Raw genomic sequence first — 13,430 nt, 5'->3', positions numbered from 1 at the left:
ATACTAATAAAATAAAGGAGCATCATGATTCAATTTGCGATTAATAAAGCTTATTTCTTACAAGCACTTCATACGACTCGCCGTGCTATTTCTTCTAAAAATGCTATCCCAATTCTATCGACGATTAAAATCGAAGTTACCAGTGATGGTATCTATTTGACAGGATCAAACGGGCAAATCTCAATTGAAAATAGTATCTCAGTTTCGGAGGAAAATGCAGGTCTATTAATTACACAACCAGGTAGTATCCTTTTGGAAGCAAACTTTTTCATTAATGTTGTCTCAAGCTTGCCTGATGTTACCCTTACTTTTGAAGAAATCGAACAATACCAAGTTTTACTAAAGAGTGGTAAATCAGAGATTACTTTAAAAGGGAAAGATGTTGAACAATATCCCCGTATTCAGGAAGTTGATAGCTTGACACCATTACTCATGGACACAAAAGTTTTAAAATCTATCATTGCTGAAACTTCATTCGCAGCAAGCACACAAGAAAGTCGTCCAATTTTAACCGGAGTTCACTTTGTTCTTTCAAATCATAAAGATCTCAAAGCTGTAGCAACTGACTCTCACCGAATGAGTCAACGTCAACTTGTTCTGGAACATTCTGCAGATAACTTTGATGTCGTAATCCCAAGTCGCTCACTTAAAGAATTGTCGGCAGTCTTTAGCGATGATATTGAAAACTTAGAGGTCTTCTTCTCAATAAATCAAATTCTATTCCGTAGTGAAACAATTTCTTTCTATACACGTTTACTTGAAGGAAATTATCCAGACACTAATCGTCTCTTGTCCGATTCATTTGAAACAGAAGTTGTTTTTGAGACTGCTAGCCTTCGTTCTGCTATGGAACGTTCATATTTGATTTCTAATGCTAGTCAAAGTGGTACCGTTAAACTCGAAATCATTAATGGTAGTGTCAGTGCCCATGTTAATTCGCCAGAAGTCGGAAAGGTGAATGAGGACATTGACGTGCAAGATGTTTCAGGTAGAGATTTGGTCATTAGTTTCAATCCAACCTACCTAATAGATGCTTTGAAAGCTCTTAAGAGTGAGACTGTCCGTGTACGTTTCATTTCACCAGTACGTCCATTTACATTGACGCCAGCAGATGACAGTGAGAATTTTATTCAATTGATTACACCTGTAAGAACAAACTAAAATCGAAAAAGTTATCCACTGTGGATAACTTTTTTACTAGAAAGGGAATTTATGTACCAAATTGGAAGTTTAGTTGAAATGAAAAAACCACATGCTTGTACTATCAAAGCAACAGGAAAAAAAGCTAATGAATGGGAAGTAATACGTCTTGGAGCTGACATTAAGATTCGTTGTACGAATTGTGATCATGTGGTCATGATGAGTCGTCATGATTTCGAGAAGAAACTTAAGAAGGTTTTGTAACAGGTGTTGGAGAGACTATATAACAAGAGTTTTATGTTAAGAAAATTACTTCACTAGCAATATAAAGACTTTCTAAAGTCCCTAATCATCTTCTTTATAGCATTCTTTGCCTTGCTTTCCTTTTTATGATTCTCAAAGGGAAGTTGCCTATTTTTAACAATTTTTGTGTTATAATTAACTGAATTACTTTTTTATGGAGAAATAAATTAATGGCTTTAACAGCAGGTATCGTCGGTTTGCCAAACGTTGGTAAATCAACTCTTTTCAATGCAATTACAAAAGCGGGTGCGGAAGCTGCTAACTATCCTTTCGCGACAATTGATCCAAACGTAGGTATGGTTGAGGTACCAGATGAGCGTTTGACGAAACTGACTGAACTTATTACCCCTAAAAAGACAGTTCCAACTACATTTGAGTTCACAGATATTGCGGGTATCGTAAAAGGAGCATCAAAGGGTGAAGGTCTTGGAAATAAGTTCTTGGCGAACATTCGTGAAGTAGATGCGATTGTCCATGTGGTTCGTTCTTTCGATGATGAAAACGTTATGCGTGAACAAGGGCGTGAGGATGCCTTTGTAGATCCGATGGCTGATATTGATACAATCAATCTAGAATTGATTTTGGCTGACCTTGAATCAATTAACAAACGTTATGCGCGTGTCGAAAAAATTGCGCGTACACAAAAAGATAAAGATTCTGTAGCAGAGTTTAACATTCTTCAAAAGATTAAACCCGTTCTAGAAGATGGTAAGTCTGCACGTACGATTGATTTTACTGAGGAAGAGCAAAAAATTGTTAAGGGACTCTTCCTCTTGACAACAAAACCAGTACTTTATGTGGCTAATGTTGATGAAGACCAAGTCGCAAATCCTGATGATATTGATTATGTCAAACAAATTCGCGAGTTTGCAGCGACTGAGAATGCAGAAGTAGTTGTTATCTCAGCACGTGTTGAGGAAGAAATTTCTGAATTGGATGATGAAGATAAGGAGATGTTCCTAGAAGACCTTGGTTTGACAGAATCAGGAGTTGATAAACTGACACGCGCAGCCTATCACTTGCTTGGTCTTGGAACTTACTTCACTGCTGGTGAAAAAGAGGTGCGTGCTTGGACCTTTAAACGCGGTATCAAGGCACCACAGGCAGCCGGAATTATCCACTCTGACTTCGAGAAAGGCTTTATCCGTGCCGTAACCATGTCTTACGATGATCTCATTAAATATGGTTCTGAGAAAGCTGTTAAGGAAGCTGGTCGCCTTCGTGAAGAAGGAAAAGAATATGTTGTCCAAGATGGCGACATCATGGAATTCCGTTTCAACGTTTAGAAAATAAAAAATAGTGCACAAGGCTGAAAAGTATTTTTCAGTCCTTTTGCTGTTTATCAAAGAGGAGAAATAATGACAAAATTAGTAGTTGGCTTGGGAAATCCTGGTTCAAAATACCATGAGACACGTCACAATGTTGGTTTTATGGCTATTGACCTAATGGCTAAGGAACTGGGATTAACTTTTTCTGAAGAAAGGACCTTTAAGGCTGAAGTGGCTTCGACCTTTTTAAATGGTGAGAAGGTTTATTTTGTGAAACCAACAACCTTTATGAATCTATCTGGCCTAGCTGTTAGAGCATTACTAGCTTATTACAATATTCCCATGGAGGATTTTATCGTCATTTACGATGACTTAGATATGGAAGTTGGGAAATTGCGCTTTCGTCAAAAAGGTTCAGCGGGTGGTCATAATGGTATTAAATCTATCATTGCTGAAACTGGCACTCAAGAATTTGACCGTATAAAAATTGGTATTGGCCGTCCACAGAAAGGAATGACGGTCGTTAATCATGTCCTTGGAAAATTTAGTGAAGATGATTATGCCACAATTTTACTGACTTTAGACAAGGTAGAGACGGCCCTCAATCATTACCTTAAAACCAATGATTTCGAAGACACCATGAGGCGTTATAATGGCTAATACCCTATTAGATCTTTTTGAGAAGAATCCTCAATTGCTTGAGTGGCGTGATAAAGTAACTTTATTGAGTAGACAGTTGGTTATGGGATTTTCTGGTTCCAGCAAGGCAGTTGTCATGGCATCTGCCCTTTCTGAGCAGGTTCCTAAGATTCTAATCGTTACTTCAACACAAAATGAAGCTGAGCAACTAACAGGAGATTTGTCAGCTATCTTAGGAGAGGATAAGGTTTATTCTTTTTTTGCAGATGATGTAGTAGCTGCAGAGTTTATCTTCGCTTCTCCAGAAAAGACCCATTCTCGTCTCGAAAGTCTTAATTTTTTAATAGATAAAGAGGCCAGTGGGGTTTTGGTCACGAGTTTAGTTGGGACTAAGTTACATTTGCCTAACCCTAAGGTTTATAAAGACTCTCGTATTAACTTAGCACTAGGGGAAGAACATGATTTAGAGGCTCTCAGTAAGCATCTGACTCATATTGGATACCAAAGGGTAGAGCAGGTTCTCTCACCTGGTGAGTTTAGTCGTAGGGGCGATATTTTAGATATCTATGAACTGACTGCAGAACTCCCCTACCGTTTAGAATTTTTTGGAGACGAGATTGATGGTATTCGTCAGTTTGATAGCGATAGTCAAAAATCTTTAGACAATTTAGAGCATGTTATCGTATCTCCGGCAGATGATATTATCTTAACAAGAGAAGATTACCAACGTGCTGAGAAGGCCCTAGAAAGTGCGGTCTCGAAGGCAGAAGGTCCTCATAAAGCTTACCTTGAGGAAGTTCTGTCAGTTACGATTGATGGTTACCGTCATAAAGATTTACGTAAGTTTTTGTCTCTCTTTTATGATAAAGCTTACACCTTATTTGACTACCTTCCAAAGGGAACTCCTGTATTCATTGATGATTTTCAAAAGATAGTGGACCGCCATGGACGTCTTGAGTTGGAAGTGGCTAATCTTTTAACTGAGGATCTTCATCAGGGCAAGTCTCTGAGTCATCTAAATTACTTAGTGGATTCATTTAAGACTTTACGTAACTATCAGCCAGCTAGTTTCTTTTCGAATTTTCATAAGGGATTGGGAAATCTTAAATTTGATAAGTTGTATCAATTCACGCAATACCCTATGCAAGAGTTCTTTAACCAGTTCCCACTTCTAGTTGATGAAATACATCGCTATACCAAGAATAAGGCAACAGTTATTTTACAAGTGGGGTCTGAGAAGCAGCTCAAATCTTTGAAGGAAACCTTGGAAGAATATGATTTAGATTTACCCCTTAGTAGTTTTGGAGATTTGATCCCTCATAAGCCTCAGTTAGTCTTAGGAAACTTATCCAATGGTTTTTACTTTGCGGATGAAAAGCTTGTTCTTGTCACTGAACGTGAGATTTTTCATAAAAAAGTAAAACGTCGTGCGCGTGCCAGTCACGTTTCCAATGCAGAGCGTCTCAAAGATTACAATGAACTTGAAAAAGGTGATTATGTTGTACACCAGACTCATGGTATCGGTCAATTTAAAGGTATTGAGACTATTGAGATTAAAGGGGTGCATCGTGACTACTTGACCATCCAATATCAGGATGCTGCAACAATTTCTCTACCTGTTGAGCAGATTGAGAGTCTCTCTAAGTATGTATCAGCGGACGGAAAAGAGCCTAAAATTAATAAACTCAATGATGGGCGTTTTCAAAAGACTAAACAAAAAGTAAGCAAGCAAGTAGAGGATATTGCCGATGATCTCTTAAAACTTTATGCTGAGCGTAGTCAACTTAAAGGTTTTGCTTTTTCACCAGATGATGATAACCAAAGGGATTTCGAAGATGATTTTACCTATGCTGAGACAGAGGATCAATTGCGTTCTATCAAGGAAATTAAGGCAGACATGGAGTCAGACAAACCCATGGATCGTCTCTTGGTTGGTGATGTTGGTTTTGGTAAGACAGAGGTAGCTATGCGTGCTGCCTTCAAGGCGGTCAATGATGGAAAGCAAGTTGCTATCCTAGTTCCTACAACAGTTCTTGCCCACCAGCATTATTTGAATTTTAAAGAACGTTTTGAAAATCATGCTGTTGAGGTAGATGAACTCAGTCGTTTTAGAAGTAAAAAAGAGCAAAATGAGACTATTGAAAATTTAGCTAAAGGGCGTATTGATATTATTATCGGTACCCACCGCCTGCTGTCCAAAGATGTTAAGTTTTCTGACTTAGGCTTGCTAGTAATTGATGAAGAACAACGTTTTGGCGTGAAGCATAAAGAGAAACTTAAGGAGTTGAAGGCTAGGGTTGATGTACTTACGCTAACTGCGACACCTATTCCTCGTACGCTTCATATGTCTATGTTAGGTATTCGTGATTTGTCGATTATTGAGACAGCACCTACCAACCGTTATCCAGTTCAAACTTATGTTATGGAAACCAATCCTGGTCTTATTCGAGAAGCGATATTAAGAGAGATGGACCGAGGCGGCCAGATTTTTTATGTTTATAATCGTGTTGAAACCATTGATCAAAAAGTTTCTGAACTACATGAGCTAGTCCCTGAAGCACGTATCGGATTTGTTCATGGTCAGATGAGTGAGGTTATGTTGGAGAATACCCTCTTGGATTTCTTGAATGGTGATTACGATGTTTTGGTAGCAACGACCATTATCGAGACAGGGATTGATATCTCCAACGTTAATACGCTCTTTATTGAGAATGCAGATCATATGGGCTTATCTACTCTTTATCAGTTGAGAGGTCGTGTGGGGCGTAGTAATCGAATTGCTTATGCCTATCTCATGTATCGTCCTGACAAAGTGTTGACGGAAGTTTCTGAGAAGCGATTGGATGCTATTAAGGGATTTACAGAACTGGGATCAGGTTTCAAAATTGCCATGCGTGATTTATCAATTCGTGGTGCCGGGAACATTCTTGGTGCTTCTCAAAGTGGTTTCATCGACTCAGTCGGATTCGAAATGTACTCGCAACTCTTGGAAGAGGCTATCAATAAACGTCAAGGTAAAACTCAAGTTCGCCGTAAAGGAAATGCAGAGTTCAATCTTCAGATTGATGCTTACCTCCCTTCTGACTATATTTCTGACGAGCGCCAAAAAATTGAAATTTATAAGCGTATTCGAGAAATTGAGAATCAGAAAGACTATCAAGACCTTCAAGATGAGCTTATTGACCGCTTTGGAGAATATCCAGACCAAGTTGCCTATCTCATTGAGATTGGTCTGGTTAAGGCCTATTTGGATGCTGCCTTTGCAGAATTAGTCGAGCGTAAGAACGATACTATTATTGTTCGTTTCGAAAAAGCCTCTCTTAAATTCTTCTTGACTCAAGACTATTTCGAAGCCATCTCTAAAACGCATTTAAAAGCAAAAATCAGTGATAACCAAGGGAAAGTAGAGATTACTTTTGATGTTCGTAACAAGAAAGACTATGAGATTCTTGAAGAATTAAAAATTTTTGGACAGACATTTATGGAAATCAAAGAACGTAAAGAAAAAAAAGAAGCTTAAGGAAAGTTTAAGTAAGTCTCTCTATACTATAAAATATCCTAAAACTTTTCTTTTTCATAAATCTCCTGAGAGGGTCGACTAGTGTCGATTCTCTTATTTTTGTACTTGAAAAGGCTTTAGTCACCTATTTTCTCAAAAAAATGCTATCATAGAAGAGATATCCTAACGAAAAGGAAACAGTAACATTGAGATTAGACAAATATTTAAAAGTATCACGAATTATCAAACGCCGTCCAGTTGCTAAAGAAGTAGCTGATAAAGGACGTATAAAAGTAAATGGAGTACTCGCTAAGTCATCTACAGATTTAAAAATTGGTGACCAAGTGGAAGTTCGTTTTGGAAATAAACTTTTAACTGTCCGTGTTTTAGAAATGAAAGACAGTACTAAAAAAGAAGATGCGGCAAAAATGTACGAGATTATAAGTGAAACAAGGATTGAAGCAGATGAGCAAGAAGCCTAATATTGTACAGCTTACGAACGATTACATTGATAATGCCAATCAAGAGCAACGATTAGAGCGTGCCGAACACGAACAAAGGAATCGCTTTATGGGGTGGATTCTTTTTGTGGTTGTTTTACTCTTTATCTTGCCAACCTATAATCTGGTTGAGACCTATATGAATATCAAACAGCAAGAGAAGGAAGTCTTGTCGCTTCAGAAAGACTATGATAAATTGTCGGATCAGACAAAGGAACGAAAGGATTTGGCTAAGAAACTTAAGGATGATGCTTTCGCCGAGAAATATGCGCGTGCTAAGTACTATTATTCACGTGAAGGAGAGTCAATCTATCCTGTACCAAGCTTATTACCCTAATGAAAGATTTACTAAAAACTGTAGAAACTTTTTTAACCTATTCAGAAGCCAAGTTAGAGGAACTATCAGAAAAAAATCAGCAACTTAAAATGGAATTACCGAGGAAAGAGGAGGTGAAGAAGCAAGCATGAAAAAGCTCTTAATAGCTGCAACTGTTGTGCTTGTATCTTCTAGCCCCCTAGTCTTACTTCCTATGGAGAAGGAGCTAACTCTGACCCAAAAACAGGTCCAAAAATTGACTCAAAATACTACAGCTAGTTTGGCTCAATTTAAACAGATTCCTAAAAATCCAAGAACGATAACAACTATCCTAACTTATAAGAACAAGGATTTAACAGAATTTAAAACCAGTATCCAAGCGGATACCAAACTATCAATTTCTGCTATTTTTTGGAATGCTAAAGGTGAGCCTGTTTTCCAACTTCAAGATGGTGATTATGTAGCCGCTAGTCAGAAATCAATTGTAGACGACAGTATCTATAATGAAAAACCAGTAGATATGACCTTATGGACTAAAGATGGTTTAACGGTATACAAAGAACCTTACGTTTTAGGAACTGAAAAAGCTGACTCCAAACTCGCTAGTTTTAAACCCATTAAGGTTAGCCAAGCAGCTCAGACGCATGCAGGGACCTACTATTTGGTAGACGGTGAGGGGTGGATCAACGCTTCTGATTTATCAACGACTGACAATCGCATCGAGGCTGTTCAAAAAGTCCTTAATGAGAAGTATAACAATCAAGAGCGCATCTCAGTTTATGTTAAACAGCTTGATACGGACCGAGTAGCTGCTATCAATGACGAAAAAAGCATGTATGCAGCAAGCGTAGCCAAGCTTGGAGTACTCTATTATGCACAGGAACGTCTGTCTCAAAAAAAATTATCATTATCAGATGAGTATCAATATACCGCAGCTGTGCATGGTTTTCCAGGTGCCTATGATCCAGATGGTTCTGGAAAGATTAGTAAGATACCTGATGATAAGAATTATAGCTTGGAAAATCTGTTAAAGGCTGTAGCCCAAAACTCAGATAATGTAGCGACAAATATATTAGGTTATTATGTAACCAATCAGTATGACAAGGCCTTCCAAAAATCAGTAGATAAAGCCGCAGCGACTTCGTGGAATATGGATAAAAAGGAGTTGACTGCTAGAGCCGCAGGTACTTTGATGGAGGCTGTTTATAGACAAAATGGAGATATTATCAATTATCTTTCAAGTACGGACTATGATGGCGAACGTATTTCCAAAAACATTGATGTGCCTGTCGCTCATAAAATTGGTGATGCCTACGACTTTAAACATGACGTCGCTATTGTTTATGCAGATTCTCCCTTTATTCTATCGATTTTTACGGATAAAGAGGGCTATGACAAAATCACCTCAATTGCAGATGATGTTTATGGAATTTTAAAATAATGACACAAAAATTGTTGCAAATGATGCAAGCCAAGGGTTATTTTAACCAGCACAAGAAAATTTTAGTAGCAGTATCAGGTGGAGCAGACTCTATGAGTTTGCTGCACTTTTTGTATAACCATCAAAAAGATTTGGATATTCAGTTGGGGATTGCTCACGTTAACCATAAACAACGACAAGAGTCGGAGCATGAAGAAGCGTATTTACGTCATTGGGCAGAGGAACATAAGGTCCCTTTTCACTATAGTGCCTTCTCAGGAAAGTTTTCAGAAAATGCTGCCCGTACCTTTCGCTATGAGTTTTTTAAGCGGGTCATGAAAGATTATGATTACTCTGCTCTTGTAACAGCCCATCATGCAGATGATCAAGCAGAGACGATTTTTATGAGACTGTTGAGAGGAAGTCGTTTAAGACACCTGACAGGAATTTCAGCTATCAGACCATTTGGTACTGGTCAGATTATTCGTCCCTTTTTGCATCTTACGAAAGATCAGCTTCCCGTAACTTTCCATTTTGAGGATAGGAGTAATACGTCACTAGCCTATCTTCGGAATCGCATCAGACTGTCCTATCTTCCTACCTTATCTCAGGAAAATCCTAAATTTAAGGAGCACCTTTGTCTTTTAGCCGAGGAGATTGGTCTTATGAAGCAAGCTTTAGGGGAGTTAACAAAGGATATTACTATCACTGATTTATCTGTTTTTCAGCAACAGTCAGATCCTGTCCAGCTCTTTCTTCTTCAGAACTATTTAGATACCTTTCCTGATTTACAGCTTTCTAAAGGCCAATTTAATCAATTGATAAGTTATCTAAGAAAAAATGGTTCAGGGAAGATACCCCTAAAAAATGGTTACGAACTAGTAAAAACACAGACTTCTTTCCTAGTAAGGAAAGAAGAGGTTATCTCTTTATCCCCTTCTTGTCTCTTAGAATTTGGAAAATCTGTTGAGTTTGAGGATTATACCTTGACTTTTTCAGAATTCAATGACGTTTCTAACACAGATGCTATTAGCATTTGGTCAGATGCCCCAATAGTGATTCGTCATAGAAAAGAAGGAGATAAGATTGACCTTGGTAGTCACCATAAAAAATTAAGACGACTGTTTATAGACAATAAGATTTTAGAGAAGGATCGTCAAAAAGCCATTATAGGAGAACAAGATGGCCAGATTATTTTTCTTTATGTTGCTGGGCGTCTCTATTTGAAAAAAAGACCTGAAAATGCTATACTTTATGGCACTGTAGTCATTTATAAGAATTTCTAATCAAATACCATGTTCAAATAACGATGATTGAAGTAAAAGTGGTATAATAACAGAACATTGACTTCGAGAAAGGGAACCCAAATGTTAGAAAAAGACATTAAAAAAGTCCTCTTTTCCCAAGAGGATATCGTAGCTAAAACTAAAGAACTAGGACAACAATTGACAGAGGATTATGCGGGGAAAAATCCTCTACTAGTCTGTGTTTTGAAAGGTGCTGTTCCATTTATGGCAGAACTTATCAAACATATCGATACCCATATTGAGATGGACTTTATGGTCGTTTCAAGTTATGGTGGTGGAACTGTCAGCAGTGGTGAAGTAAAGATTCTTAAAGATGTTGACACTAATGTTGAAGGACGAGACATCATCTTTATTGAAGATATCATTGATACAGGTCGTACGCTCCTTTATCTTCGAGATATGTTCAAGTACCGTAAAGCCAATTCAGTCAAAATCGCAACTCTTTTTGATAAACCAGAAGGTCGTGTTGTTGATATTGAGGCAGATTACGTATGTTACGATGTTCCTAATGAATTTATCGTTGGTTTCGGACTAGACTATGATGAAAAATACCGTAACCTCCCTTATGTCGGTGTCCTAAAAGAAGAAATTTATACAAAATAAGTAAAGGTCTAATTAATTTATGAATAATAAAAATAATAATGGCTTCTTACGGAACGCTTTTCTCTACATCATAGTTATTATTGCGGTTGTAACCGGAGTACAATACTTTGCAGGAGGAAGCCAAAGCCCAAGTCAACAATTGTCTTACACACAGTTGGTTAAGAAAATTGAAGATGGTAAGGTAAAATCTATCACTTATCAGCCAGACGGTAGTATCATTGAAGTTAAAGGTAGCTACAAAAAGGCCGAAAAGGTTGATACTGATCTTAGTCTACCATTTTTAGGTAGTGCATCATCAGAGACACGTAGCTTTACATCGACTGTGCTGCAGAATGAAACAACCATGCAGAAATTGCAGTCAGCATCAGAAGCAGCTGATGTTAATGTTAAAATGATACGTGAAAGTTCAAGTGGTGCTTGGATTTCATATCTTTTTAGTTACCTACCTTTGATTGGGATTGCTATTTTCTTCCTTTTCATGATGAATCAAGGCGGTAACCGCGGTGCTATGAATTTTGGCCGCAACCGTGCTAAGACTCAATCAAAAGAGAATATTAAAGTTCGTTTCACAGATGTGGCTGGTGCGGAAGAAGAAAAAGAAGAACTTGTAGAAGTCGTAGATTTCCTCAAAAATCCACGTAAATATAAAGCACTTGGTGCACGTATCCCTAAGGGTGTTCTCCTTGAAGGCCCTCCAGGGACAGGTAAAACTCTGCTTGCTAAAGCTGTTGCTGGTGAAGCAGATGTTCCTTTCTTTAGTATCTCAGGTTCTGATTTCGTAGAGATGTTTGTCGGTGTCGGAGCAAGTCGTGTTCGTAGTCTTTTTGAAGACGCTAAGAAGGCCGAACGTGCTATTATCTTTATTGATGAAATCGATGCGGTTGGTCGTCGTCGTGGTACTGGAATGGGCGGCGGTAACGACGAACGTGAACAAACCCTTAACCAACTGTTGATAGAAATGGATGGATTTGATGGAAATGAGAATATCATTGTTATTGCTGCAACCAACCGCAGTGATGTTCTTGATCCAGCCCTCCTACGTCCAGGACGTTTTGACCGTAAAGTTCTTGTTGGTCGCCCAGATGTAAAAGGCCGAGAAGCTATCTTGAAAGTCCATGCCAAGAATAAACCATTGGCTGAAGATGTTGACCTTAAAGTTGTTGCTCAACAAACTCCAGGTTTTGTTGGAGCTGACTTAGAGAATGTCTTGAATGAAGCAGCCCTAGTTGCTGCACGACGTAGTAAGACTAAAATTGATGCTAGTGATATCGACGAAGCAGAGGATCGTGTTATTGCTGGACCATCTAAGAAAGACCGCCAAGTTTCAGAACACGAACGTAAAGTTGTGGCTTACCATGAAGCCGGCCATACAATTGTTGGTTTAACACTTTCTAGCGCTCGTGATGTTCACAAGGTTACTATTGTTCCACGAGGTCGCGCAGGTGGTTATATGATTTCTCTACCAAAAGAGGATCAGATGTTGTCATCTAAAGATGAGCTAAAAGAACAATTGGCAGGTCTTATGGGTGGACGTGTTGCAGAAGAAATTATTTTCAACGTTCAAACCTCAGGCGCTTCAAATGACTTTGAGCAAGCAACACAGTTAGCACGTGCAATGGTTACTGAATATGGTATGAGCGAAAAACTTGGACCAGTCCAATATGAAGGTAATCATGCGATGAATCCAGGACAATTTACGACAGATAAGTCTTACTCAGCTCATACAGCTCAACTTATTGACGAAGAAATTCGATCACTTTTAGTTGAGGCACATGACAAAGCAGCTGAAATTATCAATGCAAACCGAGAAACACATGCACTCATTGCAGAAGCTTTGCTTAAGTATGAAACACTTGATGCTGCACAAATCAAGTCAATTTATGAGACTGGTAAGATGCCGGAGGATTCTCTTGGAGATTCAGAAGAAGATAATCATGCCCTATCTTACGATGAAGTCAAAGAAAGAATTGAAAATAAAAATAAAGATGAAGAAGAGTAAGGAGTTTTACTCTTCTTTTTTTAGATAAATCGAGAGAAGAAATACTATTAAAAAGTATTATAAAAAAAGAAAATTAAAATCAACACAAGTTATTGACAAGACAAGCTAGAGATGATATTATAAATAAGCTGTTTCGGGAGAGACAGCGGACACGAGAAGTGAAAAAACTTCAAAAAAGTGTTGACAAGTCATTCTAGATTTGCTAGAATATAGAAGTTGTCTTAAGAGAGACAAAGACCTTTGAGAACTGAATAAGAAACCAAGTGCAGGGTTATGATAGAAGAATTATAACCTGTCAATTTACAAGAATAAATCGTCAGACGACGGTAATGAGTTAACGCTCGAACAATTATTAAAATTTTTAATGAGAGTTTGATCCTGGCTCAGGACGAACGCTGGCGGCGTGCCTAATACATGCAAGTAGAACGCTGAAGAG

General features: G+C 38.2%; 12 protein-coding genes and 1 rRNA gene. All 13 read left to right on the top strand.

Going from position 1 to position 13,430, the window contains the following annotated elements; translation table 11 throughout:
- Nucleotides 1-24 precede the first annotated feature (24 nt).
- A complete protein-coding gene (gene dnaN, locus H7T93_RS03295) occupies nucleotides 25-1,161 on the top strand; it encodes a DNA polymerase III subunit beta (protein ID WP_049528165.1) in 1,137 nt (378 codons plus the stop codon).
- Nucleotides 1,162-1,212: 51 nt separating this feature from the next.
- Nucleotides 1,213-1,404, top strand: a complete 192-nt coding sequence (locus H7T93_RS03290; RefSeq protein ID WP_037599384.1) for a DUF951 domain-containing protein — start codon at nucleotides 1,213-1,215, stop codon at nucleotides 1,402-1,404.
- 209 nt (nucleotides 1,405-1,613) lie between these two features.
- On the top strand, nucleotides 1,614-2,729 hold the full coding sequence (gene ychF, locus H7T93_RS03285; protein WP_175057339.1) for a redox-regulated ATPase YchF: 1,116 nt from the start codon (nucleotides 1,614-1,616) through the stop codon (nucleotides 2,727-2,729).
- Nucleotides 2,730-2,801: 72 nt separating this feature from the next.
- Nucleotides 2,802-3,371 carry an aminoacyl-tRNA hydrolase gene (pth, locus tag H7T93_RS03280; protein ID WP_037597255.1) on the top strand — a complete coding sequence of 190 codons (570 nt, stop codon included), beginning with the start codon at nucleotides 2,802-2,804 and terminating at the stop codon, nucleotides 3,369-3,371.
- On the top strand, nucleotides 3,364-6,870 hold the full coding sequence (gene mfd / locus H7T93_RS03275) for a transcription-repair coupling factor (RefSeq protein WP_059749056.1): 3,507 nt from the start codon (nucleotides 3,364-3,366) through the stop codon (nucleotides 6,868-6,870). Before pth ends, mfd begins: the two co-directional genes overlap by 8 nt.
- Nucleotides 6,871-7,055: 185 nt before the next feature.
- Nucleotides 7,056-7,331, top strand: a complete 276-nt coding sequence (locus H7T93_RS03270; protein ID WP_002883975.1) for an RNA-binding S4 domain-containing protein — start codon at nucleotides 7,056-7,058, stop codon at nucleotides 7,329-7,331.
- On the top strand, nucleotides 7,315-7,686 hold the full coding sequence (locus tag H7T93_RS03265; RefSeq protein WP_002886276.1) for an FtsB family cell division protein: 372 nt from the start codon (nucleotides 7,315-7,317) through the stop codon (nucleotides 7,684-7,686). The genes H7T93_RS03270 and H7T93_RS03265 overlap by 17 nt, the downstream gene beginning before the upstream one ends.
- Complete coding sequence (locus tag H7T93_RS03260; protein WP_021144772.1) at nucleotides 7,686-7,817, top strand: SP_0009 family protein; 132 nt, start codon at nucleotides 7,686-7,688, stop codon at nucleotides 7,815-7,817. Before H7T93_RS03265 ends, H7T93_RS03260 begins: the two co-directional genes overlap by 1 nt.
- Complete coding sequence (locus H7T93_RS03255) at nucleotides 7,814-9,106, top strand: serine hydrolase (protein WP_201041622.1); 1,293 nt, start codon at nucleotides 7,814-7,816, stop codon at nucleotides 9,104-9,106. Before H7T93_RS03260 ends, H7T93_RS03255 begins: the two co-directional genes overlap by 4 nt.
- Nucleotides 9,106-10,371, top strand: coding sequence for a tRNA lysidine(34) synthetase TilS (gene tilS, locus H7T93_RS03250; RefSeq protein WP_084915162.1), 1,266 nt, complete (start codon nucleotides 9,106-9,108; stop codon nucleotides 10,369-10,371). The genes H7T93_RS03255 and tilS overlap by 1 nt, the downstream gene beginning before the upstream one ends.
- Before the next feature lie 81 nt (nucleotides 10,372-10,452).
- Nucleotides 10,453-10,995 (top strand): hypoxanthine phosphoribosyltransferase, encoded by a 543-nt coding sequence (hpt, locus tag H7T93_RS03245; RefSeq protein WP_002883962.1) that lies wholly within the window; start codon nucleotides 10,453-10,455, stop codon nucleotides 10,993-10,995.
- 19 nt (nucleotides 10,996-11,014) lie between these two features.
- A complete protein-coding gene (gene ftsH, locus H7T93_RS03240) occupies nucleotides 11,015-12,994 on the top strand; it encodes an ATP-dependent zinc metalloprotease FtsH (RefSeq protein ID WP_049553502.1) in 1,980 nt (659 codons plus the stop codon).
- A 360-nt stretch (nucleotides 12,995-13,354) separates the two neighbouring features.
- A 16S ribosomal RNA gene (locus tag H7T93_RS03235) occupies nucleotides 13,355-13,430 on the top strand; the annotation flags it as partial.

This window comes from Streptococcus sp. 9.1, assembly GCF_016648815.1.
Lineage (GTDB): Bacteria > Bacillota > Bacilli > Lactobacillales > Streptococcaceae > Streptococcus > Streptococcus salivarius_E.
Note: the sequence above shows the minus strand (reverse complement) of the source record. Positions and strands in the feature narration are given on the sequence as shown.